Consider the following 25,962-nt stretch of genomic DNA (forward strand, 5'->3'; position numbering starts at 1 on the left):
CGCTTTTTGGAGCACGACGCCGGTTCTCACCGGCGTTGCGCAACGACACGCCGTCGGGGGTTCTAAAAAGCGGGGAAACTCAGCGGGAAGTCCGGGTGTTACCCCTAAAGGTCGGAACAAAACGCTGCAGTAACAACCCGGCCACGGCGATCCCCAGAGCCAACAGCACTGTATAGATCGCGCCTCCGGCTGGTCCCAACGCGCCTTTGAGCACGGCGACTGCTATCTCGCCCATGGCTTCAAAATCTCCGAGCTGGTTACGCGTGCCAAGCGTTGATTGCGTTGCGGTCACCAGCGCCGGGATGGCCCATAAGAACGCCAAATTTGCCACCCATGCGAGGGCCAGCGCTGCTGGTTTAAGCCCACACCAAGCCAGAGAAACGCCAACCAAAATTGCGGGCAACCAGCGGTACACCATGGATGTTGAAAAGGGTCCTTCAATCGTGCGGGGTGATAACTGAACCATCCATTCGACCACCCAAGAAGCCAAAGGCACGGCCGCTAAGGCGAAACCAACAGTGGGAAGCCAACGGTGTTTGCCAAGCAGCATCATAAAAATCAGCAGTCCTACGGCGGCCGAAATCACTGCGGCCGCTAGAAGACCAGTCAAGTACATTGTTGATGCCCTGCCCGGGGCCAGGCCCACACTCACCACTGAAAATGCCTGCACCACGGCCACTAACTGGACCAGCGCCAAACCGGCCACGGTAAACGCTGTTGCCGGGCGCCGTCGGGCCCCAAAAAAGTTCCGTACGCCCAAGGCGGCTATTACCGCGCCGGACACAAACATCGCCAGGATCAAGATGACCGAGTACTGGCTCACGGGTAGGAGCGCGATGGGCATGTCTTCGGGCATAGTCTCCGTGGCCCAGAGGTTCTGCAGCGGCAGGCGTGCCCCGGCCATCAGCCACGGCAGTAGTCCAACCCCTGCAGAAATGATCCCCCACAGGGCGCCGAGAATTGCGTCTACGCTCTTGGGCCAGCTTCGGGCAGTTCGGCTCATCATTCTCCTGAGTGGGGGTAGGCGGGATATGCCTCGGCCCCCAACATCCTGCCCTAATTCTTCGCCGAGTGGGTAGATAACGTCGCTTTCAGCAAGGTCTAAGCGACGTTATCTACCCACTCGGCGAATTGTAGAGGGGTGACCCTCCGGGGCGCGGACTTAAAGAAAAGGGTTGACCCGTCGTCACTGAAACTCTAAAATACAACCAAATGGTTGTAGATCAGGTATCAGAAGCGGAATTGGATCGACTGTTCCAGGCGCTCGCCGACTCCACACGCCGCGACATCGTGGCAAGGGTGTCCGCGGCGGAGTACTCGGTGTCCGGTCTGGCCGCGCTCTACACCATGAGTTTCGCCGCAGTCCAAAAGCACATTGCGGTGTTGGAACGCGCATCCTTAGTGACCAAGGAAAAGCGCGGGAGGGAGCAGATTGTGCAAGCCAATCACGAAGGCCTTGGGCAGGCTAGGCAATTGCTCGATCAGCTCGAGGCAATCTGGCTCCAACGAGTAGACCGGATCGCGCAAGTACTGAACGAATCATAGGAAAGGTTCCATCATGACCGTCATTAGTTCCACAAAAGACGCCGAGGCGCTGTCCCTCGTGATCGTTGCCGAGTTTGATGCCACCACGGACCGCGTTTGGCAGATTTGGGAAAACCCTCGCCAGTTAGAGCAGTGGTGGGGCCCGCCCACGTGGCCTGCCAGCTTCCCGGAATACAACTTCACCGAAGGCGGCGACGTTGCCTATTACATGACCGGACCGGACGGATCTAAGGCACACGGCTGGTGGAAATTCACCCAGATTACTCCAGAAAATGGCCTAGAACTCGACGACGGATTCGCCAATGAGGACGGATCACACGTCACCGAAATGGGCACCTCACACATGGTGGTCTCCATCGAATCCATCGACGATCAGCCCGCGCGGAGCCGGATGAGCATCCGCTCTCAATTTGAGAGTGCGGAGCAGCTGGAAAAAATGATTGAGATGGGAATGCAGGAAGGCATGGGCGAGGCTATGGGCCAGATCGATGCCATCCTAGCCGCAGATTCCTAGCACTCGCCTTCATGGCATTCACCGCCGAGTGGGTAGATAACGTCGCTTAGAGCAAGGTCTAAGGGACGTTATCTACCCACTCGGCGAGACGGGAAAAAGAACCTAGACGGTTCGCGGTGCCTTGGTCAGGTTGGCTTCCAGCTCGGCGGCGTTCTGCCGGACCCCGTATGCAGGGCGGTCACGCTCAACACGCCAGCTCTCGGACAGTTCGCCGATGTTGACGGTGTCGAATCCGAACTCGTTATAGAAGCCGGTGATCAGCTCCACGGCCTCCGGGAATTTGCTAGCAGTGGCCAGTGCGCGGCGGTTCTCGGTACCAGCAGGGGTGCCATTAGTGGTGATGTCCGCGGCAGCGATGTGATTGAAACCCTTGACTACCTTGGACTCCGGCAGGTGTTCCTGAAGCATCTGCGCAGTGGTGGTTTCGCCGTTATCCAGCGCGGCAATGTGGCCGTCGCGCTCCCAGTAATAGTTGTTCGTGTCGATCACGATCTTGCCCAACAACGGCTCCACAGGAACCTCCGCAATAGCCTTCAGTGGAACGGTCACGACGGCGAAATCACCCGCCGCTGCAGCCCCAGCCGGAGTGGCTGCACTTGCGTTGGGGCCGAGCTCGGTCACCAAGTCCTGGAGGGTTTCAGGCCCACGAGAGTTGCTGATCACCACCGTGTAACCAAGCCCAACCGCCTTGCGAGCAATCTGGCTTCCAATGTGTCCTGCACCGATAATTCCGATTGTTGTCATGCTGGCCACAACCCTGGGGACACTGTAGATATTTCCTTCGGCCGTTAGGATCGAATGATGTTCGGCACAGCTCAACTTTCAAACGGTGTCTACCTGCGGATGCTCAAGCACAGTGATTCGGAATTGCTCGCAGCTGCATACTCCGCCAACCAGCAACATCTGGCGCCATGGGACCCGCTGCGGACCCCGGAATTTTTCACTCCCCGCGGTCAGTCACGTGAGATTGTGTCCAAGCTTTCCCAGTACGACGCCGGTACCGCCCTACCGCTGATCCTCGCCACAGATGATGAAATCGTCGGGTCCCTCAACTTGAGCGGAATCGTCCGTGGGCCCTTTCAGAGCGCCAATCTTGGCTACTGGATTGATGCCGGACTCACCGGTCAAGGGGTGATGGGCCAGGCGGTAAAAACCGTTGCAGAATACGCAAAAGAGACCATGGGCTTGCACCGGATTCAAGCCGGGACACTTGTGCACAATGAGGCCTCACAACGGGTCCTCGCCAAGAACGGATTTGAGTATTTTGGGACGGCTCCGAAGTATCTAAAAATCGCGGACCAGTGGCAGGATCACAAATTGTTCCAGCTCATTTTGGAGTGAAAAATGAGCTGGCGTGCACGTTTTATGCCTGCACGTGGAATTCGGTCCAGCCGTGCCGAACCCCATTGACCTGTAGCTCCAGTGCATGGGTTCCGGAGTAGTGAACCCGGGTGGTCATTTGCCGGAAGCCATGCTTTTTGGAGAAAGTCCGGCTCTCTCCGGGTGCCAGTGTGGCGGCAGTGAGCTTAAAGACCTTGGCCGCTTGACTGCCGTTGGCTTTGGCATAGTGCACCACATAGTCCACCGCCAAGCGAGACTCTGCATCGCCGTCGTTAACGATTTCAAATTCGAAACTCAACTCGCCGGGCAACTGAACATTTTGGGAGTCCAAGCGAGGACCAGTCACCTGCACGTTCACCGGGGCAAAACCTTGCAGCGTCAATGCTCCGGGGTGAGCTTTTTTGATGAGCGTCCGCAAACCGTGCCGGATTACCCAAGCTGTGGCCAGGCTGGTTCCATCAGCTGCACGCCAGCTGGTGGCCGTGGAGACCACCAGTTCGGGCGCGTGCCGGGCAAGATCGTTGAGGTGATTGGCCACTGAGCGCCGCACATACTCGGAAGGATCCTGGTGCAAGGCGGTGAGTAGCGGAATGGTGGCTTCGGGGCGCTGGGTGATTTCCGGAACCCGGACAGCCCACGGAAGGTACGGCCGGGTTCCTTCGCTGGCCAAGCGGCGGACATGCTCGTCCGGATGACTGGTCCACGTTTGAATGACACCCAAAGCCCGGTCCAGATCCGCGGAAAGCAGGCGGCGAATTGCAAACTCCGCCGTCAACCGGCCAGTCAGTTCGGCCAGCAGTTCCAAGCAATCATCAAAGAATTCAGTGTCGCGCAGAGCCAGGGTCACAGCTGTCTCAGTCACCGGCCAGATCATCCAAGCAGTGAAATCCGGCTGAGCGAGCGCCCGCCTGAACAACGCGGCAACGTGAGGGTAAGCAGAGGGTCCGTATGCAGCCTCGAGATCGCGGACCATGGCGGCGCTGGTGAGGTCGGTGCGTTGCCGCAGGCTCAGCGGGTCCAAGCCCGCCGTGGTTGCCAGCAAATGGGGGAAATCGGGACCGTCGGAAGTCCTAAGAATCCGTGCGAGCGAATCGACGGTTGTGGCATTAATCAGCTCGTTCATGGCGCCCATCCACTTAGGGTACCGTTCCAGCGAAAGCCGTCAGACCGCCGTCGGGCGTCACCCTCAATGGGAAACGCAAATCACCAGACGAAAAACCGTTAGACGATGTCTAAACCGTCCAACTGCTTCACCATTCCAGCGCCGTCCGGGGAGTAAACCCACGGCACGCTGGAGCCACTGTGATCGCCGTCTTCACTGTGACCGCCCGCCAGCACTGATTCACTGACCGAGAGCTGCCGGATGGCAATGGCGGCCACATTTCCGGGGTGGGCTTGGGAGAACGTGGAGTAAATTTCTTCATCGTGCTGGCCGTTGTCGCCAATCAGGAGCCACTTAACGTCGGGAAATTCCTGGGCCAAGCGCTGGAGGTTCATCATTTTGTGCTCGCGGCCGCTGCGGAACCACCGGTGCTGTGTGAGGCCCCAATCGGTGAGCAGCAGCGGGCCGGCAGGGTACAGGTTACGGCTCAAGAAGCGTGCCAAGGTGGGGGCTGCGTTCCACGGACCGGTGGAGAGGTAAATGATCGGTGCTTGGGGGTGGCCGGCGCGTAGCCGGTCCATCAGGACTGACATCCCGGGAGTGGCCATACGTGCCCGCTCGCTCAGCACAAAAGTGTTCCACAAAGCCAAAAAGGGGCGGGGAAGGGCTGTAATCATCACTGTGTCATCAATGTCAGAGACGATCCCAAACTCTGTTTCGGCCCCAATCACAAATACGAGGGAGTGCGCGGTGTCAGTGCCGGATGCGCGCATGCTGACTTTGTGCCAGCCGGGCTCAAGTTGCACCGGGACAACCGTGTCCACCATGCCGCCGCGATCCGATTTCACCCGAACCGTGGTGCCGCCGATCTCAATATCAACATCGCGGTTGGGGATGGGGACACTCGTGAACGCACGCCAGCCGCGCAGGTTCTGTTCGCCTGCCTTCGCTTCGCGGTCCGCCCGCGTTCCAGGGAGTGGCCTGCTGCTCAGCAGCACGCGGGCCATAACGCGGACCCATGTTGTTGAACCGTATCCGGTGTAGGCGATGGTGGCCGGAACAAAGTGGCTTTTACGCGCCATCCGTAGCCTAAGGGAGTTGATAGTGTCCGAGATCCTGTGGGCGAGTTGGAAGAGGGGGTTGTGTGCCCACGAGTTTTCTTCGGCTGTCGCCTGCGGCAAGCTGTCCATGCTCTAACTGTGTCATAGCTTGCGCCTACTGGCGTGCGGTCACGCGCCGTGTGAAGGATGCGTCTAGTTTGGGCGCCACTCGCCCGATTCCAGGTGAGCCCCGGCCACCGGACCCATCAGCAGCATCCCACCGTCTACCGGCCATGAAGCGCCGGTGACGTAACTTGCGCCCGGGGAGGCAAGGAAACTTACGACGGCGGCAATTTCGCGTGCGCGCCCGGACCGTCCCAGCGGGATTCCGGGAGCAGTGGGCGGCTCGGGGTCATCGCCCGGGTAACCGGACATGGGTGTTGCGATGGCGCCAGGCGCCACCGCATTGACTGTGATGTTGTGCCCGGAAAGTTCGAGAGCCATGGCTTTGAGTAGACCGTCCAAGCCGTGTTTTGCGGCGACGTAAGCGGCTCCGTTGACCTTGGGCTGAGTGGAATGGACGCTGGTGATTGCGATGATTCTGCCGCCGTTTCCGGCTTCGACCATCAGACGGGCCGCTGCCTGTAGGGAAGCGAACGCCCCTGTGAGGTTGAGGTCCATGGTGTGCCGCCACGTTTGCAGATCGAGCTCGAAGAATGGCTTGCCGTCCCCAGCCCCGGCGTTGTTCACAAAAATGTCCACGCCGCCTAGCTTTGAGGCTATTTCCTCGACCATTGCAGCGCAGTTTTCCGGCTCAGCTGTGTCTAGTTTCCGGAGTACTGCTGAGCGGCCCATGGCTTCGATGTCCCGGACCGTGCGCTCGCCGCCTGCCTGGTCTAAAAACCACGTCAGACCGATGTTGTGTCCGGCCTCAGCCAGAGCGAGTGCAATGGCCCTGCCAATTCCTCGATCTGCACCAACAACGATCGCTACACCCACAGCTCGCTCCCTTTCATCGCACCCTAACGCGCACTCCCACGCGCAAGCCCTCTTGACCCGCCTCATCCGCCTCATCCCGCCGAATGGGTAGATAAAGGCCTTTAGAACGCACCCTAAGGGACATTATCTACCCACTCGGCTAATGGGAACGGGGGAGGAGGGACTTTAGAGCGGGAGGAGCTCGGAGAGGTCGGCCCGCAATCCGGACGCGGCAACCCGTCCGGCCGCAACGGCGTCGGCCCAGCTCAAGGTGCCGGTGACCATACCAAGCCAAGTGGCGGCGTCGCACTCAATAACGTTGGGCGGGGTTCCTCGCGTGTGCCGCGGCCCCTCCACGCACTGCGTCACACCAAAGGGCGGGACGCGGACTTCCACGGAATTTCCCGGCGCTCGGGCCGTCACTTCTTCGAGCGTGTACCGGACAGCCGTGGCAGTCACTGAACGTCCGACGTCGGCACTCGCCTCAGCGGCGGTCCGCCACTCGACCAGGGCTGCTTTTCCTTGTTCTTGGTCTACTCTGCGACGTGCAACAGCCATAACTCGTCTAGTCCAAGAGTGCTGCGACGGCGGAGCCGAGGCGCATCCGGCCCACGGGGACGCCACCGCCGAGGACGGGATCAACTACTTTTTCGAGCACACGTGCAACGGCCGGGACCTCAATTGCTTCAGCAGCGGCGAGGAGAGTCAGCCCCACGAGAGAGGTGGCCCGGATGTTGCCGTCGAGCACCTTGACCGCCACGGAGACGCCTTGGTCGGTGGCCATCACCAGGACACCTTCGGCACCAATTTTGGCAATTACACCGAGTTCGTCCATCACAATCGTGTTTGGTTGGCCGGTGCCCTGAATGGCCCAAGGGTAATCCAGCATGGAGGTGGCAATGGTGGCAGCGCGGGCGTTGGAGTTTTTGTTGCCCGGGGCTTTTGCCAAAGTGGAGTACGCACGGGCTAGGCCGGTGAGAGAGACAGCGGCAACCGGCGCACCACAACCATCAATGCCCATGTGGGCGATTTCTTCTTCGGTGTATTCCTCAATTACTGCGCGGATTTGCTCTTGCAGGGGGTGGGTGGGGTCCAGGTACGTGGATTTATCCCAACCGTTTTCGGTGCAAGCCCACAGGAATGCCGCATGCTTGCCGGAGCAGTTGAAGGCCAAGCGGGACTTACCTTTTTCGCTGCGCAGGAGCCAGTTCCGGGCGGCTTCATCATACGGCCAGTCGGCAGGGCACCGCAGATCATCTTCCGTGACACCGGCCGCTTTGAGCATGGTTTCTACAACGTCCATGTGCTCAAGCGAACCAACGTGACTCGCGCAGGCGAGCGCTACCTGGGCGCCGCGCAACGGTACGCCTGCCTGCATGGAGGCCATCGCTTGGAAGGGCTTGAGCGTGGACCGAGCGTAAATGGGTGTGCGGATATCGCCCAGCTCGGTGACCACTTGGCCGTCGGCGGAAAGGACCACCGCGGAGCCAATGTGGCGGGACTCGATAAAGCCGCTGCGCTCAATAACGGCAAGTTCAACAGCGGAGTCCACGGTGAAGGTGGCGTGCGAGTTTCGAGGCATAGGCCAATTCTAGGGTCACAGCTTCGGGGATGGCTCAATTCCGTCACCACTTAGGACGCGCCCGGGGGCACAAAGTACCCTTGGAAATTGTGAAGGTTCTTGTGATTGGCCCAGGCGGCCGCGAACACGCCATTGTCCGTTCCCTCCTTGCTGACCCCAATGTTTCTGAGGTCCATTCGGCCCCGGGTAATGCTGGCATTGCAACGCTTGTGCCAACGCACGCGATTGATGCCAACAATCCGGAGGCCGTAGCCAACCTCGCGTTGAAGCTGGGCGCAGATTTGGTGGTGGTGGGTCCTGAGGCTCCGCTGGCCGCCGGAGTCTCCGACGCTGTGCGTGAGGCGGGCATCCCGGTGTTCGGTCCCAGCCGTGAGGCAGCCCAGTTGGAGGCCTCTAAGGCTTTCGCTAAGCAGGTGATGGCTGAGGCTAACGTCCCCACTGCCATGGCCAAGGTTGCCGTGAATGCTGAAGAAGCTGCGGACGCTTTGGACACTTTTGGCGCCCCCTATGTGGTGAAGGACGACGGTCTGGCAGCTGGCAAGGGCGTGGTGGTCACCAAGGACCGCGACGAGGCTCTAGCTCACGCGCAGACCTGCTTTGACGCTGGTGGATCCGTGGTGATTGAGGAATTCCTTGACGGGCCAGAGGTTTCACTCTTTGTTCTGTGCGATGGCCGCACCACGGTGCCGCTGGTTCCGGCGCAGGATTTCAAACGCATTTTCGACGGCGACGAAGGCCCCAATACGGGTGGTATGGGTGCTTACACGCCGCTCAACTGGGCGCCCGAGGGGTTGGTCCAGGAAGTTATTGACCGGGTTGCTCAGCCCACCGTGGATGAAATGGCCCGCCGCGGCACACCGTTTATTGGTGTGCTGTTCTGTGGTTTGGCTCTGACCTCACGTGGAACCCGGGTGATTGAATTCAATGCCCGTTTTGGTGACCCGGAAACCCAAGCTGTTCTGGCCCGGCTCAAAACTCCACTGGGTGGTGTCTTGATGGCTGCGGCTAAGGGGGAATTGGATAAGGCGGAGGAACTGCGCTGGTCTAAGGAATCCGCCGTCGCAGTGGTGGTCGCCGCGAATAATTACCCAGGCACGCCACGCACGGGAGACCGCATCCGTGGCCTCAAAAAGGTTGAAGCCATTGATGGTGTGCACGTGATTCACGCCGGTACGGCGCTGAATGAGGACGGCAAAGTGGTTTCGGCTGGTGGCCGAGTTTTGGCTGTAGTCGCTTTGGGCGCGGATCTTGTAAAGGCGCGGGAAAAAGCGTACGACGGCGTTGAGCTGGTTCAGCTGGAAGGTTCCGTCTTCCGCACAGATATTGCAGCCAAAGCTGCCCGTGGTGAGATCAAGGTCAGCGGGCCGCGCACCGGCGCCTTGCCGGTGACCAAGCTGTCATCGGCAGCATCACCGACCTCAACGAAAGAGAATTCGTAGCATGGCTGGGTTAAACACCACAACATTGGAACTTGCTGGTTGGCAGCATGTCTATTCCGGCAAGGTCCGGGACTTGTACGTGCCCGTTGGTGAGGACGAAGACCAAGACCGGGTGCTGGTGGTTGCCAGTGACCGTATCAGCGCCTTTGACCACGTGTTGGAGAGCGAGATCCCGGACAAGGGACGTATCCTCACGCAGCTGAGCCTGTGGTGGTTTGACCAGCTGGGTGTGGAGCACCACGTGCTTGGTTCCACTGTGGAGGATGGTGTACCGGCGGAAGTGGCTGGCCGGGCCATGATTTGCAAACGCTTGGACATGTTCCCGGTGGAGTGCATTGCTCGTGGTTACCTCACCGGCTCAGGATTGGCTGAGTACAAGGTTTCACAGACGGTATGCAGCCTGCCGTTGCCGGAAGGACTGGTGGACGGATCCAAACTTGAGCCCGCTATTTTCACCCCCTCAGCGAAGGCTGAGGTGGGTGAGCATGACGAGAACATCACTTTTGATGCGGTGGTGGACGCGGTTGGGCCTGACGTTGCCGAGCGCTTGCGTGAGCTCACTCTGAAGATTTACACCACGGCTGAGGAGATTGCCCGCACTCGTGGCATCATCCTGGCTGACACAAAGGTGGAGTTCGGTATGGACCGTGGCACAGGTGTGATCACGCTGGGTGATGAGGTCCTGACCCCGGACTCTTCACGGTTCTGGGATGTTAATGATTACGAGCCCGGACGAGCGCAGCCGTCATTCGACAAGCAATACGTCCGTGACTGGCTGACCTCAGCCGAATCCGGATGGGACCGCGCCTCAGACGTGGCCCCACCCGCATTGCCGGCTGACGTGATTGAGCGAACCCGCGCCCGCTATGTTGAAGCGTTTGAGAAGTTGACCGGTCAGCAGTTCGTTTAGGCGGACTTGCTGGCCTCGGCCCGGCGTTCAGCGAGACGGATTTCCAAAATGGCATCCAAAGCTTGCTGAACCCGGTCTGAGGCTCCGGCTGCTGTGAACTCGGATTGAGCCTCTTGCAAGAATTCAAGCGCTGCAGTGGATTCGCCGGAGGCCTTGAGTGACTTGCCTAGGAGTAGCGATACTTCCCCTGCAGTGTGCCGTCCCAGTGAATCGCGGTCAGCGTGGATTGCTCGTAGTTTGTCCAGAGCGCCGGGGACGTCTCCGGTGAGGTAGAGCCAACGTGCCCGGATGAAGTCCACTTCCAGCTGGTCTGACTTGTTGCCGCCGACGATGGACAAGGCCAGCTCGGCGCGTTCAATCGCGGAGAGTGTTTCCGGCTCAACAATGCCCGAGGACAAACGGACTGCCGCAGAAGCCTTGTTGAAACGAGCCCAAAGCTCAATGTCGTTGGCGGGCGAGAGCAGTTTGGCGGCTTTTTCATGGTGCATCACACCGGCAATGTAGTCGTGCCGCATAAAGGCAACGTTCCCAATGACCCAAGCAACTTCGCCAGCCAGTTGAGTCATGGCGTGGTCATCAACCTGTTCGTCCAGGACTTTGCAATACTTCCACGCTTCCTCAAGCTTGCCGCTCTCGGCGAGGGCGCCGATGAGGATCCTCAAAGAGCCGATATAGACGGTGGAACCTTGCGGAAGGCTCACACCTAAGTTGACTGCAATGGTTGCATGTTCGACGGCGGTAGCTAGGTGACCTTGTCCGTGGCACACTGCGGCAAGCATCTGCCGGGCACGGACCCCAAGCCCGATTGATTCGGTGGCCATGGGGTGTTCGAGGAGGTTTTCAATAATCTCTTGGCACTCGGCGAGTTTGCCGTCCTTCATCAGGCATTCCGCCTGCATGTAGCTCATGTTCCACCAGGCGCTGGTGTTCTTGGCTTCAAGTGCAATGAGAGCGGCGCTGGCGGCATGGGTGGCGGCCAAAGCGTAGTCGCGGAGGTCCCAGGCTTGACGGGCGTAGAGGCCGGCCAGAACGTACTCGGCATCGCTGAGGGATACGGGCTGGCTCCATGCTTCAAGTTGCTTGGGTGCCAGTTCGAGTCGGCGGGCTAGTTCCTGGATGACTTCCACAGTGGGCTCACGCCGACCGGTTTCTAGGAGCGAGATGTAGCTTGGTGAGTAGAGATCCTTACCAAGTTCAGCCTGCGTTAATCCGCGTTCGAGCCGCTCTGCTCGGAGCTTCTCGCCGAATCCATTCCCCACGGGACCTCCTGTAACCGGAACATTTCCACCACAAGAGCCTTGACAGCTCATGTAGTAAATATTTTACAATGTATGTCAACAAGGTTTGTGCCGAACTTGTAACAAATCCGACACGTGTTTAGAGGAAAAAATGATCAAGAAGATTGCAGCTTCTGTCGTCCTCGCTGGAGCTCTGGCTTTTTCAGCGGCCGCTCCCGCGTCCGCAATTGGCAACTGGCCGGACCCCGCACGGTCCTCCGTCTCAGTGACCTCAATTGGTAACTGGCCGGATCCCGCTCGGGCTTCCATTTCAGCCATTGGCAACTGGCCGGACCCCGCACGGTCATCGGTAACTTCGATCGGCAACTGGCCAGATCCCGCTTAAACAAACTCCTGAATAAATACGTGTGGCCCCTCGCAATGTGGAGGGGCCACACGTATTTAACAAGCTAAAAGGGTTTGGCGGGTTGTTAGAGAACTCTTTTGACCACGCTGGATTTCAGTTGCATAGGTCCAAAGCCGTCCACTTTGCAGTCGATGTCGTGGTCGCCCACACCGTCCACCAGACGGATGTTGCGAACCTTGGTGCCCACCTTGATGGAAGTGGGGAAGCCCTTAACTTTCAGGTCCTTGGCAATGGTGACGGTATCGCCGTCGTGCAGTTCATTGCCTACGGAATCTTTGATCACGCGGGGGCCGTCAACTTCTTCAGCTGCGTCCTCGGCTGGTGACCACTCGTGGGCGCACTCGGGGCAGACCAGCAGGGCACCCATCTCGTAGGTGTAGGCGCTGCCGCATTCTGGGCAGGAGGGAAGTGAATCGCTCATGATCCGATTCTAGAGGGTGCCTCTTCGCTGGCATAAGAAGTGCCAGCATAAGAAAAGCCCGCCAGTTCTTGGATTCCAAGTGCTGACGGGCTTTCTGTGTGGTCGGGATGACAGGATTTGAACCTGCGACCTCTTCGTCCCGAACGAAGCGCGCTACCAAGCTGCGCTACATCCCGATCCATTGATTTACCACGCCAATGCGCGGCAAAAGCAACTTTACAAGGATAGCCGATGGGAGGCCGTGCTGGGAAATCGGCTGAGCCTTTCCAAGCGCCCGGTCCTAGGGGCTAAACCAGCGAGTCTTTCCACGCACCATGCAAAGCTGCGAACCTGCCGCCGCCGCTGATCAGCTCTGCTGGTGTGCCGTCCTCAACCACTGTGCCATCGTGAACCACCAGCACTCGGTCCGCGATCTCTACAGTGGACAAACGGTGAGCGATGATCAAGGCTGTCCGGCCTTTGCCGTTGACGCCATCCAGAAGTCGGGCCAAGCCGTTTTGAACCATCCGCTCCGAGGGGATGTCCAGCGAAGACGTTGCCTCATCCAAAATCAGCACGGCCGGGCTGGCTAGGAACGCTCTGGCGAAGCTGATCAACTGACGCTGACCAGCCGAGACACGTCCACCACGCTTGTTGACGTCAGTGTCGTAGCCCTCCGGCAATGCCGTGATGAACTCGTGTGCGCCCACAATGGTGGCTGCCTCCACAATCTCCTCACGAGTAGCCTCAGGACGGCCCAACGCGATGTTGTCAGCCACGGAACCGCTAAAGAGAAAAGCCTCCTGCGTGACCATCACTACTGCCTTGCGTAAGTCCTCTCCGGACAGATCACGCAGCTCAACGCCGTCTAGCGTTAATGACCCCGAGGTGACGTCATAGAAACGCGCAATCAACTTAGCCAGCGTGGACTTGCCAGCGCCCGTCTGACCTACCAAAGCAACGGTCTGCCCGGCCGGGATATGCAAGTCCATGGTGTGGATAATGACAGGACCGTTGCCGTACCCGAACTCCACCTGACGGAAGTCGATTGCACCCTGGGCGTTCTTCAACGCCACCGGATTTTTGGGCGGACGTACGGTAGGGACTTCCTCCAGCAAACCGGAAACCTTCTCCAAAGCAGCCTGCGCACTCTGGAAGGAGTTGTAGAACATGGTCATCTGATCCACCGGCTGGAAGAAGCGCTTAGTGGACAGGATTAGCGCGAGCAACACACCAACGCTCATTCCACCCTCCAGCACCCGGAAACCGCCAGCGAGCAAAACCACGGCAACTGTGACATTGCCAATCAACACCAAACCAGGCTGCAGAACACCGTTGAGATTGATCGAGCGAACAGTAACCTTCCGGTATTCCTCAGCAACCTCGGTGTATTTCTGTGCGTTCTCAGCTTCCTTACGGAACGCCTTCACAGCCCGGATTCCGGTCATGGTTTCCACGAACTGAACAATCAACCGTGCGGACACCACTCGGGACTCGCGGTAGGCAATCTGAGACCATTTCTGATACCAGCGAGCCAAGAAGAACATGGGCACACCGGCGGCCAACATAATCAGTCCGCTGGGCCAGTCCAAAGCGAAAACCGTGATGGCCGTGAAGAGCATAAACAACACACCAGAGGCCAGCGAGCTGACGCCCGAGTCCAACAATTCGCGCAGTGCTTCAAGATCAGAAGTCTGGCGGGAAATAATCCGGCCCGAGGTGTACTTCTCATGAAATTCAAGGCTCAAACGTTGAGTGTGCCGGAAAACGCGCACCCGCAAATCCAAGAGCATGGCCTGGCTGAGTTTGGCCGTGGATGTGACGTACAAAGCCGTCAGCCATGCGGTTGCGATTGCGGCCAAGACGTAGCCAATGCCCGCCAAAAACAACGGCCAACTATCGCCCTGCACCAAGGCGGGCAAAGCGCGGTCAATCCCAAAGGCAATCAGCGCGGGGCCTGCAACGCGAGTGGCCTGTGAAACCACCACCATTAACAGCGTCAGCCAAAAACGTAAGCGCACTGGACGGATCAACGAGCCCAATAAGGCGAGCGACCGTCGTCGTACTGCTTTGCTGTCCTCGCGGCTCAGATCTGAATTGTCCTCATTGGCTGTTCCAAACGTTGCGGCGCTCATCGCACGGCCTCCCCGGCCTCTTCAAGTTCCGTTTCCAGTTCAGAGTCCAAATCCTTGGGTTCCTCGTCCAAACTGGCAATGACATAGCGGTAGTGCGCATTCCGGCCCAATAGCTCGCTGTGCGTACCCACATCCGTAATCCGCCCGTCCTGGAGCAGCGCTACCCGGTCCGCGAGGGCCACGGTGGAGGGGCGGTGCGCCACAATCAGTGTGGTGGTCTCCGCGAGAACTTCACGCAAACGTGCCTCTACTTTGGCCTCGGTGTTGACGTCCAAAGCCGAGAGGGGGTCATCCAGCACCAAAACCTTGGGTTGAGCGGCGATGGCCCGGGCCAAGGCAACACGCTGGCGTTGACCACCGGAGAGGCTCAAGCCCTCCTCGCCAATGAGGGTATCAACCCCCTCTGGCAGTGTGTGGGTGAACTGGGCCTGGGCAACATCCAGCGCCTCGTTAAGGATGGCGTCAGTGCGTTCAGGGGCGCCCAGCAGAACGTTGTCCCGCACTGAATTGGAGAACAAAGTGGTGTCCTCAAAAGCCACGGCAACCACGGTTCGCAATTGCTCCACGGAGAAGTCGCGAAGGTCCACGCCGTCAATGCTGATGGACCCTTCTGTCACGTCATAAAGGCGCGGAATGAGCTGCAGCAGGGTCGACTTACCAGACCCCGTTACACCCACTAGAGCCATGGTCTCGCCGGGGCGGATCTCAAGGTCAATCTCATCCAAAATGAACTTGGTGTCCGCTGGATCCGGAGCAACGGCATCCTCAAAAGCGAAGCGCACCTTGGAAAAGGTCAATGCGCCCTTGGACTCGCTAGGCGTTTGAGGTTCTGTTGGATCAGTAATGGTGTTTACCGAATCCATCACTTCATAGTGGCGGTCAACTGCGCTCTTGGCAGCCAGAGTCATGGCCAGCAGCATGCCGCAAGCTTCCACAGGCGAGGCCACCACTGCTGCTGTGGCAAAGAAGGCCACCAGCGAACCGATGCTCAACTGCCCCGTGGTGCTGAGCCAAATTCCCACCATCAAGCCCAGACCCAAAGCGAGCTCGGGTAGTAGTGTGACCACCAGCGAGAACGTGGCAAGGTACTTGGCCTTGGCAATCTCAGTTTGGCGTAAACCTTCGGCTTGTTCGTTGAAGTTCTCGAGCGCTTCGCGGCTGCGGCCAAAGGCTTTGAGCACACGAATACCGTGAACAGATTCTTCAACCGTGGTGGCGAGATCGCCGGCCTGGTCTTGGCTCAGGCGGGCAACGCGGCCAAAATTCTTGCGGAAGCGGAAACCAAAAATCATAATCGGGACGGCAGCGGCCAAAAAGATCAGTGCAAGCTGCCAGCTCATGGAAAACATCAGGATGACGCCGATAATCACTGTCAGTGACGTCACCACCAACATAATCGCGCCAAACGCCATCCAGCGGCGCAAAAAGTTCAGATCACTCATAGCTCGCGAGAGCAACTGGCCTGAGCCCCAGCGATCGTGGAAGGAAACGGTCAAGTCCTGCAAGTGCTTGTAGAGCGAAATGCGCATCCGCGTTTCCACCGTGGTAGCCGGATTAATCACAAACTGGCGCCGCAAAGCAACCAGCAGGGCTTCCAAAATACCCAGCCCAAGAATGACCCACACAGCAACCCACACGCCCGACGACGAACCGCTTGGGTGCAAGGAATCGTTGATCAACACACGCAACACTTGTGGGATGGCCAGGGCAACAATGCTGGCTAGGAGTGCGGAAATTAGACCCATCAAGAGCCGGGGAATGATCGGCTTCATGTGCGGGTAGAGGCGGCCAATTGATTTAAAAAATGAACGTTGCTCTGGCATGCCTACTTCTTTTTTCTTCCGCCGGAAATCCGTAAATACCAAGGAAGAGCCCCGATAGTTACCTTTAGCAACTAGCCTATGCCATCGAGGTGACACGATTCACTAAATTCTGGAACCGTTGGCGGGATTGGTCAGTTATTGCCAAACGTAATTACTTCGCTGGCCCCTCGGTCAGCGTGAGCAATACGGCCTCGGGACGGCACGCGATTCTCACCGGTGCGTAGCGTGAGGTGCCGATGCCGCCGGAGACGTTGACCGGCGTCGTACTGTTTTCAACGTTCCAATCGTGGAGGCCGCTGGCCCGCCACGTAGGCAGATCGCAATTGCTGATCAACGCCCCATAGCCCGGCACACAAATCTGGCCGCCGTGCGTGTGGCCGGCCAAAATGACGTCTGCGCCTTCGGCAGTAAACCGGTCCAAGACTCGCTGATACGGAGCATGAACGACGGCGACGCGAAGGTGCGGATTCTTGTCCTGACCAGCGGTGCCACGCGGCCAGCCAGCAAAGCGCTCACGGTTCAGGTGAGGGTCATCCATACCGGAGAAATCAAAACGCAGACCGTTCAGCACCACGGACTGAGCACGGTTGGTCAGCTCAATCCAACCTGCCATCCCAAATTCGGTGCGCAACTTATCCCAGTCCAGTTTCTGCGGATCCTTGCGAATTTTGGAGGGGCCCAAGAAGTATGTGGCTGGGTTCTTGAAGACTGGGGCGTAGTAGTCGTTTGACCCAGGAACAAATACTCCGGGGAACTTCATCAGAGGCCGCAGTGCATCGAGGAGCGGGTCAATCGCTTGTACGTGACTTAAGTTGTCTCCGGTATTCACCACAAGATCCGGGGAGAGCTGTGCGAGCTCCTTGAGCCACCGGGTCTTTTTGTCTTGCCCGGGCACAAAGTGAATGTCGCTCAAATGCAGAACCCGCAACGGGCCAAAACCTGCCGGCAAAATGGGCAGCGTTTCTTCCCGCAGCCCAAATTGGTTCTTTTCCCACACGCCGTAAGCAGTGGTAGCAGCCCCAGCTACGGCTAGAGTTCCGGCGGCAACGGCAAAGCCGCGCCCGATATCCCGAGCGCGGCTTACCGCAGAGTTATCCAGAGCCATTGCTAGCCGTTCTTTTTCTTGCCGTTGTTGTTAGCAGTGGTCGAAGTTGTGGGCTGCGAGCTCGGAGCAGTGGTCTCCGGCGTAGTCGAGTTGCTGCCCCCAGTGGACGACTGCGTCGGCTGCGGAACCGGGTCCCGCTGGACTGGTTGCGGAGCGGAGAGTAGGTTGGCCGGCGGCTCAGCAAACTCGCTGGTGTTGTACAGCCCAGCCACTTGTTGCATGTACTGACCCCACATCACACCGGCGATCTGAGAACCATCCACCACTGGGTAGAACTTACCGTTGATGGTGACGTCACGGCCCAATCGCTGGGACGGATCTTCAAGGGCTTCACCGAAGTAGGCGGCAGTTGCAAGCCCCTTGGTGTAACCGACAACCCAGGTCTGTGAGTTGTAGTTGTTAGTACCAGTCTTGGCTGCAGCCGGAGCACCAACCTTGGGCATCTGCCAACCCGAACCCTGCTTGAGAACGTCCTGAAGAACATAGTTCACGCCCTTGGCCACATCGGGAGAAATGGCATCCTTCTGGCAGTTCTGAGTCTGGGCTGGGAGCGCCTTACCTTGTGCGTCAGTCACAGAGGTGACTGCCATCGGCTCGCAATAGGTACCCTCGGCTGAGAACGTTGCAAATGCTGAAGCCATGGTCAGCGGGGACACGTTGTACGGGCCCAAAAGGCTGGACAAGGTGGACATGTCCAGCTTGTCCTTGCCCTCACCATTGTGCATCTTCAAAGCGTCTGCCATGCGTTGGATATCGCAGAAATCGTCCAACATTGCCGCCGAAGCGTACGTGGCAGTGTTGATGGAGTTGTAGAGGCCATAGTTCACCGGCATGTTGCGGTAATAGCCTTCATCGTTGTTCTGCAGAGTAGGTGCCGCACCAAGGTACTCTTCAGCGTCATTAAACGCTCCGGTGACCGCCTGGCAGGTGGTCTTCCATGGGTAATCCAACGGGTAGACCCTGTTGTAGGCGGGCACCACGGTGTTGAGCGCCTTGCCTTCCTTCAGCCACGCCGAGAACGTCACGGGCTTCATGGTTGAACCGGGTTGGAAACCACCCGCGCCACCCAAGTCATTGCCATTGGCGTCCTTGCGGTCCACATTGAAGTTGTAGGTGGTGGCAAAGGAGCTCTGGCCAGCGAGCATTCGGGTGTTCTGAGCCATCGAAAGGATTTTGCCGGTACCCGGTTGAACGGTGATCAGCGAAGCGCCCCACTTGTCCGGGTTGCTACCGGCAATGGCGTCTGCCTGTGCTTGGGCCGGTGACTGCAAACGTGGGTCCAGGGTGGTCTTGATGGTCAAACCGCCGCTGTAAACCTTCTTGACGCGATCCTCTTGGGTCGCGCCATAAGCGGGGTTGTTGAGGATGGTGTGCAGGACATAGTCACAGAAGTACTGTGCCTGGGAAGCATAGGCGCAGCCCTGGCGAGGCTGCGTCACCTTGGTGGTAACGGGAGTCTTCACAGCTGCGTCGTAGGCAGCTTTATCGATCTTGCCGTACCGCAACATTGCGGCGAGTACCAAGTCGCGGCGGACTTTGGCGCTTTTCGGGTTGCTGATTGGGTCATAGCCAGAAGGGTTGTTCACCAGACCAGCCAGCAGGGCGGCCTGAGGAAGAGTGAGGTCCTTGGCGGTGGTGCTGAAGAAGTACTTCGAAGCGGCTTCAATGCCGTAAGCGTTGCTGTTAAAGAACACAATGTTCAAATAACCCTCAAGGATCTGGTCCTTGGTCATTTTCTTCTCAAGCGCAATGGCCAGCTTCATCTCGCGAAGCTTGTCACCAACACCCTTATTCACACCGTTGAGTAGAACTTGATCGGTCTTACCTTCAGCTACCAGGGACTCATTGATCACGTTGTTCACGTACTGCTGAGTGATAGTGGAAGCACCCTGCTTCTTACCTTGCGCGGTGCTGACCAACGCACGCAAAATACCAGTGGTATCCACACCGCCGTGCTCGTAGAAGCGGTTGTCCTCGATAGCGATGACCGCGTTCTTAACGAACGGAGACATGTTCTTCAGATCTACCTTGGTCCGGTTCTCCGAATACAAGGAGGCAATCTGCGAGTTGTCAGCTGCCAGGATCTTAGTCACCTGGCCAGGCGGATCAACCGTCAACTCACTGGGCAGAGTGTCAAAGAACTGTATGGAACCGCTCGCCGAACTACCGGTCACCGCAGCGGCAGGGACCAGTAGACCAGCCACCAAGACACCGCAAACAGCACTCACTCCAAGAAAAGCAATGATCTTTCCAAGGACGGTGGCCGTGTCGAATAGTGGGTTCTTACGTTGAGCCATGTTTTAGAGTTTACCGGCAAGGACTACTCTGGTGCTCATGAGCAAATGGGAGTACGCCACTTTTCCGCTAATTACGCACGCCACCAAGCAGATCCTGGATCAATGGGGAGACGATGGTTGGGAACTGGTTCAAGTAGTAACTGGACCCGACGGCAATGGCCTGGTGGCCTACATGAAGCGGGAGAAAGCCTGATGACCGCTGAGGCATTGAACACTGAAACAACAGAGTCAGCAAGCGCTGTGGAGGCCCGCCTTGCCGAGCTGGGAATCACTCTCCCGGGCGTGGCGGCGCCAGTAGCTGCGTACGTGCCGGCAGTTGTGTCCGGCAATTACGTCTACACCTCAGGCCAATTGCCTTTTGTTGACGGCAAGCTGGTAGCCACGGGCAAGGTGTCCTCCGGCACGGAGAGCACCTCCGATGAAGTGACCGTGTCCCCAGAAGACGCTAAAAACTACGCGGCGATTGCCGCTGTTAACGCCTTGGCAGCTGTTAAGAGTGTCATCGGTGACTTGGACCGGATTACCCGGATTGTTAAGGTGGTTGGCTTTGTTGCCTCCGATCCTTCATTTACCGGGCAGCCCGGTGTGATTAACGGTGCCTCCGAACTCCTTGGTAAAGTCCTCGGCGACGCAGGGCAACATGCTCGCTCCGCCGTCGGCGTTGCCGTTCTTCCCCTCGACGCACCCGTCGAAGTGGAAATCATCGCTGAATTCAGCTGACTCACACTGTTAGGTTCCCGTTGTGCCCCACATCGTCAGACGATTGTTTGAACTGCCCGTCGACCTTGAGGGTGCCGCCCGGAGTTGGCTAGAGCACGGCGAACGCACACCGCGTGCGCCGCGCTTCGCCTCCTCCGTGGTGTTGTTGCGTGATGCAGCCCAAGGCCTAGAAACGTGGCTGGGTTACCGCTCCGGTGGCTCGCCTCTGGGCGTTGTAGCGTTCCCGGGGGGTTCCCTTGAACCCGGCGACCAGGAACCGGTTGCTTGGGCGGGCCCGTCACCGCATCAATGGGCGGACATGATGGGAATGGACGACGCCGGGCTGGCGCGCCGTCACGTACTGGCGGCCATCCGTGAACTTTTTGAAGAGACCGGCGTGTTACTGGCCGGTCAGGACGCTTCCTCCACTGTGGAGGCCAACACCACTGCCGAATGGATGAAGGCGCGCGTGGCTGTGGCCGCTCAAGAAAAGAGCTTCACCGAGCTGCTGAACAAGCGTGGACTGACCGTCCGTACTGACTTGCTCAAACCGCTGGTGAATTGGCTCAGCCCAGACTTTGCGCACCGTCGGTTCAACACCCGCTACTTTGCTGCCACACTGCCCGTGGGACAGCAGCCTTCCTTGCTAGAAGGAAAAGGTGTGTGGGCGCGCTGGGTGTGTGCATCAAAAATTTTGGGGGAGCGGTCCTCCACGGAACTTGGCGATGAAATTGGCCAAGAAAATACCGTGGGCCTCACGCTGGGGCAATTGATGGTGCCCGGCGCCGAGATCATTCTGGAAAAAATCGGTGCTGCCAAGGGATGTATCGCGTACCTGAGCTACAAGCGCAAAACTCACGTCTACCAACCCATTTTGGTGGAAGAAGACGGTGTGCTGATGCTTGAGGTAGAAGCCGCGCATCCTGTTGCCGGCGAACCTCACCGCGAGCGGTAGGTCCCACCGGCAACCAGGTGACTTTTAGCGGGAACGCTGGCGCAAACGCTGCATGTCCAAGATGACCACTGCGCGTGCTTCCAAACGCAACCAGCCGCGCTGCACAAACTCAGCCAGGGCCTTGTTGACCGTCTCACGGGAAGCTCCCACCAGCTGGGCCAACTCTTCCTGGGTGAGCTCGTGAGCAACCAGAACACCATCCGTTGCCGGACGTCCAAAACGGTCAGCCAAGTCCAACAGTGCCTTAGCTACACGGCCAGGAACGTCGGAAAAGACCAAGTCAGAGAGTGAATCGTTGGTACGGCGCAAGCGGCGAGCCAAAGCCTGCAGCAGCTGAGCAGAAACCTCAGGGCGAGTACGCAGCAAGGCGTTCAAGCTGTCATTACGCAATCCGGCCAAGCGCGTCTCAGACACAGCAGTTGCCGTAGCGGTACGGGGGCTCGGATCAAAAAGTGCCATTTCACCAAACAGCTCGCCCGGGCCAAGAATGGCCAGCAAAGACTCGCGTCCGTCCGGTGAAGTACGTCCGAGCTTGACCTTGCCCGAAACGATGAAATACAGCTGATCGCCCTGGTCGCCTTCCCGGAAGACGGATGCGCCGCGAGACAAGTCCACCTCGGTGAGCTCGTCCGTCAGCAACCGGAATGCGTCGTCGTCCAGCGTGGCGAACAGTGGTGCGCGGCGAAGTACCTCGATGTCCATGAATTCTCCTTGTAAGTTGGCGCTCCGGCTATTGTTTCAGAATTTTGTGATGAATGTGACGAAGTTGGCATTTGAGCCGCACCATTTTGCTTTGCGTCCAGTCAGAGCACAGCTTCGCATCGGTAGAATAAAGGCCAACGCTGCGCCGGTGCGCTGCATAAAGGAGCTCAAGTGTTCGGTTTGACGGTCTTGGACCTTGCCTTGGTGCTGATGCTCATTTCCTACCTCATTTACGGCCTCCGCAACGGCCTTCTGGTCACAGTTGGTGGGCTCGCTGGCTTCGCCGCAGGCGCGGCGGCCGCCTTTGTGGCCATCCCCTTGGTCAGCGGTTGGGTGACCGACTCCGGGTGGAGGCTCACAGCGATCGTCGCTACCGCCGTCGTACTGATGCTTTTGGGCCACGGACTTGGTACCGCGATTGGCCGCAGTATCCGACGTGCCGTTAAGGTCCAGCCGCTGCGCACCCTTGACCGGCTAGCAGGAGGCGTGGTGAACGTTTCCGTTGCCGCTCTGGTGATGTCCATGCTGGCGTTTAGCGTGGGGCAGCTTGGTGTGCCGCTAGTTTCGGCGCAAATTGCCGATTCCAAAGTGATCCGATTTATTGATTCGGCCACACCAACACCGGTTCAAACAGCACTGGCACAGCTCCGATCCACTGTTATTTCTGACGGGATTCCGCAACTCATTGAGGGTGTTGGGCCGGTGGTTCCGGTCCCTGTTCCGAATGAAAGCACAGACACTCCAGCCCTGAATACCGCAGCGCAATCGGTCCTCAAGATCACCGGAACCGCGTACCAATGCGGTCAAAACCAAACTGGCACGGGTTTTGTTGTAGCCCCTGGCCGGGTGGTCACCAACGCGCACGTAGTGGCGGGCGTCAACGAACCCGTGGTGGCCGTTCCCGGCGGAGGAGCACTGCAAGGCCGAGTGGTCTACTTCGATTCACAACATGATTTGGCAGTGCTGGACGTTGCAGGACTGAATGCTGCACCACTGGCCATGACCAAAAACCTGAGCGCTGGGACTGCTGCTGCCTTCTCCGGTTACCCCCACGGTGGTCCGTTCCAATCCAAACCAGCCTCGGTGCAGGGCATCACCAACGTTTTGGTGCCGGACATTTACGGCAATAACCCCCAAGCCGAACAGATTTACCAAATCTCCGGCGACGTGCAACCGGGAAACTCGGGAGGACCGTTATTGAACAGTGGCGGTCAAGTTGCCGGCGTCGTTTTCGCCAAGGCCAGCAGCAACTCTCCGTTGGGGTTTGCGATCACCATGGATCAGCTGCAACCCGTGGTTGACCAAGCTCCCGGACTGCAAAACACCGTGTCCTCGGGACAGTGCACCAAAAAGTAGCATTTGCTAGGCCGCCTGGCTGGTTTCAGCCAGCTAACTCGCATTTGTTGCTGATCCTGTGTCCCGTGGAACAGCAACTGTCCCGTGGAACAGCAACAAATGCGAGTTAAGCGGGCCAGTACTAACTAGACGGACGTTGCCTTGATGAGGATTGCCTGCTCTGGGCGCAGCACAGGTAGTGGCAAACCAACTTCGGCAAAGAACGCGCCGCTCGCTGTGAAGCCCTCTCGGTACCAGAGTGGCGGCTCAATCTGAGCGAAAGCGCCGTGGCTCTCTTCAGTATCGCTGGGCAGAAGTGCTTCAACCCGGTACGTGCGCTTCGGATCGAGACCGGGAATCCCTGCCCGGCCAGGTACTTCGGCAGCCAGCGAAGCTAGAGCCACGGCAGCAAAGAGTGCCTGCGATTTGTCTTGGGATACCACACCGTGCAATTGCAGGTTTGGCACACCAAGATCTGCATTTACCCGAACGCCGGAGTGCAACATGCCGCGGTGTTCCTTGTAAATCTTGATCACGCGCTTGAGCACTTGTCGGTCCTCGTTGGAAGCCTGACGGATGTCCCATTCCATACCGAAGTGCCCAAACAATGCAGTGATGGCACGGAAGGCGATGCCGTGAGTGCGCCCCGTGGTGTGAGCTTGGGTAGGCCCAACGTGTGAACCCACCAGCTCCGGCGGCAATACGGACTGGGTCCAGCGTTGTATGGTCTGACGTTCCAGAGCATCGTTGCAATCTGAGGCCCAAACGCGGTCTGTGCGCTGCAAAATGCCTAAGTCCACGCGAGCACCACCCGAGGAGCAAGACTCAATTTCAACGTTGGGGTGGGCCGCTTTGAGAGCATCAAATAAGCGGTAGGCGGCAAGGGTTTGGTGATGAACTGAAGCCCGGCCGTTGTGCCCGTGTTCGGTGTGGTCCCGGTTCTGATCCCACTTGAGGTAGGAAATATTGTTCTCGCTCAGTAAGGCGCTAATCCGTTCAAAAATGTATTGCCACGCCTCTGGGTTCACTAGGTCAATAATGTGCTGGTGGCGCCACTCCATAGGCAAACGGCCACCCTCGGTAAACGGTGTGGAACAAGGACCAACAATCCACTCAGGGTGCGCGCGGACCACTTCCGAATTAATGTTCACCATCTCCGGTTCAACCCACAGGCCAAATTCCATACCGCGGCTGGTTACCGCATCAATGAGCGGTGTTAGGCCTTCAGGCCACACCGTGCCGTCAACGTACCAGTCGCCCAAACCGGCGTGATCGTCGCGGCGCCCACGGAACCATCCGTCGTCGAGCACAAAACGTTCGACGCCGAGCTCCGCCGCCGATTCTGCCAACTCAATGAGTGGCTCAATCCGGTGATCAAAGTACACGGCTTCCCACGTGTTGAGCACCACAGGACGTGCCTTCCCGGAGCCGCCTTCGGCGCCTTGAGTGCCAACATGGTGAGGGCGGGCGCGGAACCAGTCATAAAATCTCTCCGTCACACCGTCCAGTCCGTGGTCTGAGTACGCGGCATACAGGGTGGGGGTGGTGTATTCAGTGCCTGGGCCGAGCAAAAGCTCACCCGAACCCAAAAGCTCGGAAGCGCCGAGCATCCGCCGGCCATCACCCAAGGAATCGAGGTATTGTTCGTGGTTTCCGGACCAGCCGAAATGTGTCGCCCAAACATTTCCGGAACGGTTAGCGAATCCAGCACTGCCAGCGGCAACCAAGAGAGATGAATCGTGTCCCGTGCGGCCGTGCCGTCCGGAACGAACCCACGTCCCCTGTTCAATGGAACGACGCTGCGGGTGGTTCTCACGGCACCAGCGGCCTGTGAGATCTAAAAGTTCTGTCGCTTGACTCGGTAAAGGGAGCACTAATGCGAGCTCGTCGAGGTTGTAGTCGTTGGTGCCCGTGTTCGTCAGCGTGTGGCACAGTTCCAAGAGCCCACCCACATTGAGGCGGATCGTGCTTCGGATCTCAAGGCCAGCTTCCGGATCTGCCTGGATGACAACCGCCGAAGTAGCGGAGGCGGGATGACCTGCGGTAGCGCCGGCGTCGGAATATTCTGCCGAGACAATCTGGAACGCCGGAGAGAAGGCAGTGCCGTTTGCGCGGTGACCGCGCAAACCCGGACGGCCCAGCCATCCGGATGACGGCTGAGGGACTAGCCCTGCCACCACAGGCGTGTCAAAGGCCGAGTGGGGGATAGGAGGACGCAGAAGTTCTAGATCCGGCAACACCTCGCCCAAATCTGCGCCCCAATGGACGATCTGGGCTTCGCCCGTGTGGAAGGCGAGTAGGAGGCTAGTACCGGCGGAGCGCAGATATAACGGTCGCGGGTGCGGGGAAACCATGGAGTCTCTTTCAAAAGGAACGTTGTAACAGTCGAGGCAAAGTGGAACGTGGCCCGCCCGCT

At 58.5% G+C, this 25,962-nt stretch carries 25 protein-coding genes and 1 tRNA gene; 10 read left to right on the forward strand and 16 right to left on the reverse strand.

Features of this window, described 5'->3' with window-relative positions:
* Nucleotides 1–79 precede the first annotated feature (79 nt).
* Nucleotides 80–1,003: a hypothetical protein gene (locus tag ACQR35_RS00750; RefSeq protein WP_430268944.1), complete on the reverse strand. Its 924-nt coding sequence runs from the start codon at nt 1,001–1,003 to the stop codon at nt 80–82.
* A gap of 209 nt (nt 1,004–1,212) precedes the next feature.
* Between ACQR35_RS00750 and ACQR35_RS00755 the strand changes: the two genes are divergently transcribed.
* On the forward strand, nt 1,213–1,545 hold the full coding sequence (locus ACQR35_RS00755) for an ArsR/SmtB family transcription factor (RefSeq protein WP_430267821.1): 333 nt from the start codon (nt 1,213–1,215) through the stop codon (nt 1,543–1,545).
* Nucleotides 1,546–1,558: 13 nt separating this feature from the next.
* Nucleotides 1,559–2,059, forward strand: a complete 501-nt coding sequence (locus ACQR35_RS00760) for an SRPBCC family protein (RefSeq protein ID WP_430268945.1) — start codon at nt 1,559–1,561, stop codon at nt 2,057–2,059.
* Between the two features lie 102 nt (nt 2,060–2,161).
* Here the strand turns inward: ACQR35_RS00760 and ACQR35_RS00765 are convergent, their stop codons facing one another.
* Nucleotides 2,162–2,803: an NADPH-dependent F420 reductase gene (locus ACQR35_RS00765; protein ID WP_430267819.1), complete on the reverse strand. Its 642-nt coding sequence runs from the start codon at nt 2,801–2,803 to the stop codon at nt 2,162–2,164.
* A 57-nt stretch (nt 2,804–2,860) separates the two neighbouring features.
* On the opposite strand from ACQR35_RS00765, the gene ACQR35_RS00770 reads away from it, so the two are divergent.
* Nucleotides 2,861–3,400 carry a GNAT family N-acetyltransferase gene (locus ACQR35_RS00770; RefSeq protein ID WP_430267818.1) on the forward strand — a complete coding sequence of 180 codons (540 nt, stop codon included), beginning with the start codon at nt 2,861–2,863 and terminating at the stop codon, nt 3,398–3,400.
* Between the two features lie 22 nt (nt 3,401–3,422).
* Here ACQR35_RS00770 and ACQR35_RS00775 read toward each other — a convergent pair whose 3' ends face one another.
* The 5 genes from ACQR35_RS00775 to ACQR35_RS00795 all read right to left on the reverse strand — a co-directional run bounded on the left by ACQR35_RS00775 (nt 3,423) and on the right by ACQR35_RS00795 (nt 8,102).
* A complete protein-coding gene (locus tag ACQR35_RS00775; protein ID WP_430268946.1) occupies nt 3,423–4,532 on the reverse strand; it encodes a DNA alkylation repair protein in 1,110 nt (369 codons plus the stop codon).
* A gap of 89 nt (nt 4,533–4,621) precedes the next feature.
* Nucleotides 4,622–5,692 (reverse strand): App1 family protein, encoded by a 1,071-nt coding sequence (locus tag ACQR35_RS00780; RefSeq protein WP_430268947.1) that lies wholly within the window; start codon nt 5,690–5,692, stop codon nt 4,622–4,624.
* 63 nt (nt 5,693–5,755) lie between these two features.
* Entirely contained in the window at nt 5,756–6,541 is a 786-nt protein-coding gene (locus tag ACQR35_RS00785; protein ID WP_430267815.1) for an SDR family oxidoreductase, read from the reverse strand.
* A gap of 165 nt (nt 6,542–6,706) precedes the next feature.
* Complete coding sequence (locus ACQR35_RS00790) at nt 6,707–7,078, reverse strand: sterol carrier family protein (protein WP_430268948.1); 372 nt, start codon at nt 7,076–7,078, stop codon at nt 6,707–6,709.
* Between the two features lie 7 nt (nt 7,079–7,085).
* On the reverse strand, nt 7,086–8,102 hold the full coding sequence (locus ACQR35_RS00795) for an asparaginase (protein ID WP_430268949.1): 1,017 nt from the start codon (nt 8,100–8,102) through the stop codon (nt 7,086–7,088).
* A gap of 89 nt (nt 8,103–8,191) precedes the next feature.
* Here ACQR35_RS00795 and purD point away from each other — a divergent pair, with 89 nt between their 5' ends.
* On the forward strand, nt 8,192–9,541 hold the full coding sequence (gene purD, locus ACQR35_RS00800; RefSeq protein ID WP_430269236.1) for a phosphoribosylamine--glycine ligase: 1,350 nt from the start codon (nt 8,192–8,194) through the stop codon (nt 9,539–9,541).
* A gap of 1 nt (nt 9,542) precedes the next feature.
* A complete protein-coding gene (locus ACQR35_RS00805; RefSeq protein ID WP_430268950.1) occupies nt 9,543–10,451 on the forward strand; it encodes a phosphoribosylaminoimidazolesuccinocarboxamide synthase in 909 nt (302 codons plus the stop codon).
* Here ACQR35_RS00805 and ACQR35_RS00810 read toward each other — a convergent pair.
* Nucleotides 10,448–11,710 carry a helix-turn-helix domain-containing protein gene (locus ACQR35_RS00810; RefSeq protein ID WP_430267811.1) on the reverse strand — a complete coding sequence of 421 codons (1,263 nt, stop codon included), beginning with the start codon at nt 11,708–11,710 and terminating at the stop codon, nt 10,448–10,450. The genes ACQR35_RS00805 and ACQR35_RS00810 overlap by 4 nt on opposite strands.
* A gap of 130 nt (nt 11,711–11,840) precedes the next feature.
* Here ACQR35_RS00810 and ACQR35_RS00815 point away from each other — a divergent pair, with 130 nt between their 5' ends.
* Nucleotides 11,841–12,074, forward strand: coding sequence for a hypothetical protein (locus ACQR35_RS00815; RefSeq protein WP_430267810.1), 234 nt, complete (start codon nt 11,841–11,843; stop codon nt 12,072–12,074).
* An 85-nt stretch (nt 12,075–12,159) separates the two neighbouring features.
* On the opposite strand, the gene ACQR35_RS00820 is transcribed toward ACQR35_RS00815, so the two are convergent.
* The 6 genes from ACQR35_RS00820 to ACQR35_RS00845 form a co-directional block, all read right to left on the reverse strand.
* Nucleotides 12,160–12,516, reverse strand: a complete 357-nt coding sequence (locus ACQR35_RS00820) for a zinc ribbon domain-containing protein YjdM (protein WP_430268951.1) — start codon at nt 12,514–12,516, stop codon at nt 12,160–12,162.
* A gap of 99 nt (nt 12,517–12,615) precedes the next feature.
* Nucleotides 12,616–12,692 (reverse strand) — tRNA-Pro (locus ACQR35_RS00825).
* Between the two features lie 111 nt (nt 12,693–12,803).
* The gene (locus ACQR35_RS00830; protein WP_430268952.1) at nt 12,804–14,630 is read right to left on the reverse strand and encodes an ABC transporter ATP-binding protein; all 1,827 of its coding nucleotides are present in this window, start codon (nt 14,628–14,630) and stop codon (nt 12,804–12,806) included.
* Nucleotides 14,627–16,453 carry an ABC transporter ATP-binding protein gene (locus tag ACQR35_RS00835; protein WP_430268953.1) on the reverse strand — a complete coding sequence of 609 codons (1,827 nt, stop codon included), beginning with the start codon at nt 16,451–16,453 and terminating at the stop codon, nt 14,627–14,629. Before ACQR35_RS00835 ends, ACQR35_RS00830 begins: the two co-directional genes overlap by 4 nt.
* A 151-nt stretch (nt 16,454–16,604) precedes the next feature.
* Nucleotides 16,605–17,558: a metallophosphoesterase gene (locus ACQR35_RS00840; protein WP_430267806.1), complete on the reverse strand. Its 954-nt coding sequence runs from the start codon at nt 17,556–17,558 to the stop codon at nt 16,605–16,607.
* A 2-nt stretch (nt 17,559–17,560) separates the two neighbouring features.
* Nucleotides 17,561–19,855 carry a transglycosylase domain-containing protein gene (locus ACQR35_RS00845; protein ID WP_430268954.1) on the reverse strand — a complete coding sequence of 765 codons (2,295 nt, stop codon included), beginning with the start codon at nt 19,853–19,855 and terminating at the stop codon, nt 17,561–17,563.
* Nucleotides 19,856–19,892: 37 nt separating this feature from the next.
* Here ACQR35_RS00845 and ACQR35_RS00850 point away from each other — a divergent pair, with 37 nt between their 5' ends.
* The 3 genes from ACQR35_RS00850 to ACQR35_RS00860 are packed head-to-tail and all read left to right on the forward strand — an operon-like array spanning nt 19,893 to nt 21,509.
* A complete protein-coding gene (locus tag ACQR35_RS00850; RefSeq protein WP_430267804.1) occupies nt 19,893–20,048 on the forward strand; it encodes a hypothetical protein in 156 nt (51 codons plus the stop codon).
* Complete coding sequence (locus tag ACQR35_RS00855; protein WP_430268955.1) at nt 20,048–20,575, forward strand: RidA family protein; 528 nt, start codon at nt 20,048–20,050, stop codon at nt 20,573–20,575. Before ACQR35_RS00850 ends, ACQR35_RS00855 begins: the two co-directional genes overlap by 1 nt.
* A 22-nt stretch (nt 20,576–20,597) precedes the next feature.
* Nucleotides 20,598–21,509, forward strand: a complete 912-nt coding sequence (locus tag ACQR35_RS00860; RefSeq protein WP_430267802.1) for an NUDIX hydrolase — start codon at nt 20,598–20,600, stop codon at nt 21,507–21,509.
* A gap of 24 nt (nt 21,510–21,533) precedes the next feature.
* On the opposite strand, the gene ACQR35_RS00865 is transcribed toward ACQR35_RS00860, so the two are convergent.
* Nucleotides 21,534–22,211: a Crp/Fnr family transcriptional regulator gene (locus ACQR35_RS00865; RefSeq protein ID WP_430267801.1), complete on the reverse strand. Its 678-nt coding sequence runs from the start codon at nt 22,209–22,211 to the stop codon at nt 21,534–21,536.
* 171 nt (nt 22,212–22,382) lie between these two features.
* Here ACQR35_RS00865 and ACQR35_RS00870 point away from each other — a divergent pair, with 171 nt between their 5' ends.
* A complete protein-coding gene (locus tag ACQR35_RS00870; RefSeq protein ID WP_430267800.1) occupies nt 22,383–23,567 on the forward strand; it encodes a MarP family serine protease in 1,185 nt (394 codons plus the stop codon).
* 125 nt (nt 23,568–23,692) lie between these two features.
* Here ACQR35_RS00870 and ACQR35_RS00875 read toward each other — a convergent pair whose 3' ends face one another.
* Complete coding sequence (locus ACQR35_RS00875) at nt 23,693–25,900, reverse strand: alpha-galactosidase (RefSeq protein ID WP_430268956.1); 2,208 nt, start codon at nt 25,898–25,900, stop codon at nt 23,693–23,695.
* Nucleotides 25,901–25,962 lie beyond the last annotated feature (62 nt).

The organism is Pseudarthrobacter sp. J1738, from assembly GCF_050490315.1.
In the GTDB taxonomy this organism is placed as follows: domain Bacteria; phylum Actinomycetota; class Actinomycetes; order Actinomycetales; family Micrococcaceae; genus JBNPEO01.

Bases quoted from the DNA above. Each gene is read 5' to 3' on its own strand.
- ACQR35_RS00750 (WP_430268944.1), bottom strand. From the start codon at position 1,003: ATGAGCCGAACTGCCCGAAGCTGGCCCAAGAGCGTAGACGCAATTCTC.
- ACQR35_RS00755 (WP_430267821.1), top strand. From the start codon at position 1,213: ATGGTTGTAGATCAGGTATCAGAAGCGGAATTGGATCGACTGTTCCAG.
- ACQR35_RS00760 (WP_430268945.1), top strand. From the start codon at position 1,559: ATGACCGTCATTAGTTCCACAAAAGACGCCGAGGCGCTGTCCCTCGTG.
- ACQR35_RS00765 (WP_430267819.1), bottom strand. From the start codon at position 2,803: ATGACAACAATCGGAATTATCGGTGCAGGACACATTGGAAGCCAGATT.
- ACQR35_RS00770 (WP_430267818.1), top strand. From the start codon at position 2,861: ATGTTCGGCACAGCTCAACTTTCAAACGGTGTCTACCTGCGGATGCTC.
- ACQR35_RS00775 (WP_430268946.1), bottom strand. From the start codon at position 4,532: ATGGGCGCCATGAACGAGCTGATTAATGCCACAACCGTCGATTCGCTC.
- ACQR35_RS00780 (WP_430268947.1), bottom strand. From the start codon at position 5,692: ATGGACAGCTTGCCGCAGGCGACAGCCGAAGAAAACTCGTGGGCACAC.
- ACQR35_RS00790 (WP_430268948.1), bottom strand. From the start codon at position 7,078: ATGGCTGTTGCACGTCGCAGAGTAGACCAAGAACAAGGAAAAGCAGCC.
- ACQR35_RS00795 (WP_430268949.1), bottom strand. From the start codon at position 8,102: ATGCCTCGAAACTCGCACGCCACCTTCACCGTGGACTCCGCTGTTGAA.
- ACQR35_RS00805 (WP_430268950.1), top strand. From the start codon at position 9,543: ATGGCTGGGTTAAACACCACAACATTGGAACTTGCTGGTTGGCAGCAT.
- ACQR35_RS00815 (WP_430267810.1), top strand. From the start codon at position 11,841: ATGATCAAGAAGATTGCAGCTTCTGTCGTCCTCGCTGGAGCTCTGGCT.
- ACQR35_RS00820 (WP_430268951.1), bottom strand. From the start codon at position 12,516: ATGAGCGATTCACTTCCCTCCTGCCCAGAATGCGGCAGCGCCTACACC.
- ACQR35_RS00830 (WP_430268952.1), bottom strand. From the start codon at position 14,630: ATGAGCGCCGCAACGTTTGGAACAGCCAATGAGGACAATTCAGATCTG.
- ACQR35_RS00835 (WP_430268953.1), bottom strand. From the start codon at position 16,453: ATGCCAGAGCAACGTTCATTTTTTAAATCAATTGGCCGCCTCTACCCG.
- ACQR35_RS00840 (WP_430267806.1), bottom strand. From the start codon at position 17,558: ATGGCTCTGGATAACTCTGCGGTAAGCCGCGCTCGGGATATCGGGCGC.
- ACQR35_RS00845 (WP_430268954.1), bottom strand. From the start codon at position 19,855: ATGGCTCAACGTAAGAACCCACTATTCGACACGGCCACCGTCCTTGGA.
- ACQR35_RS00850 (WP_430267804.1), top strand. From the start codon at position 19,893: ATGAGCAAATGGGAGTACGCCACTTTTCCGCTAATTACGCACGCCACC.
- ACQR35_RS00855 (WP_430268955.1), top strand. From the start codon at position 20,048: ATGACCGCTGAGGCATTGAACACTGAAACAACAGAGTCAGCAAGCGCT.
- ACQR35_RS00865 (WP_430267801.1), bottom strand. From the start codon at position 22,211: ATGGACATCGAGGTACTTCGCCGCGCACCACTGTTCGCCACGCTGGAC.
- ACQR35_RS00875 (WP_430268956.1), bottom strand. From the start codon at position 25,900: ATGGTTTCCCCGCACCCGCGACCGTTATATCTGCGCTCCGCCGGTACT.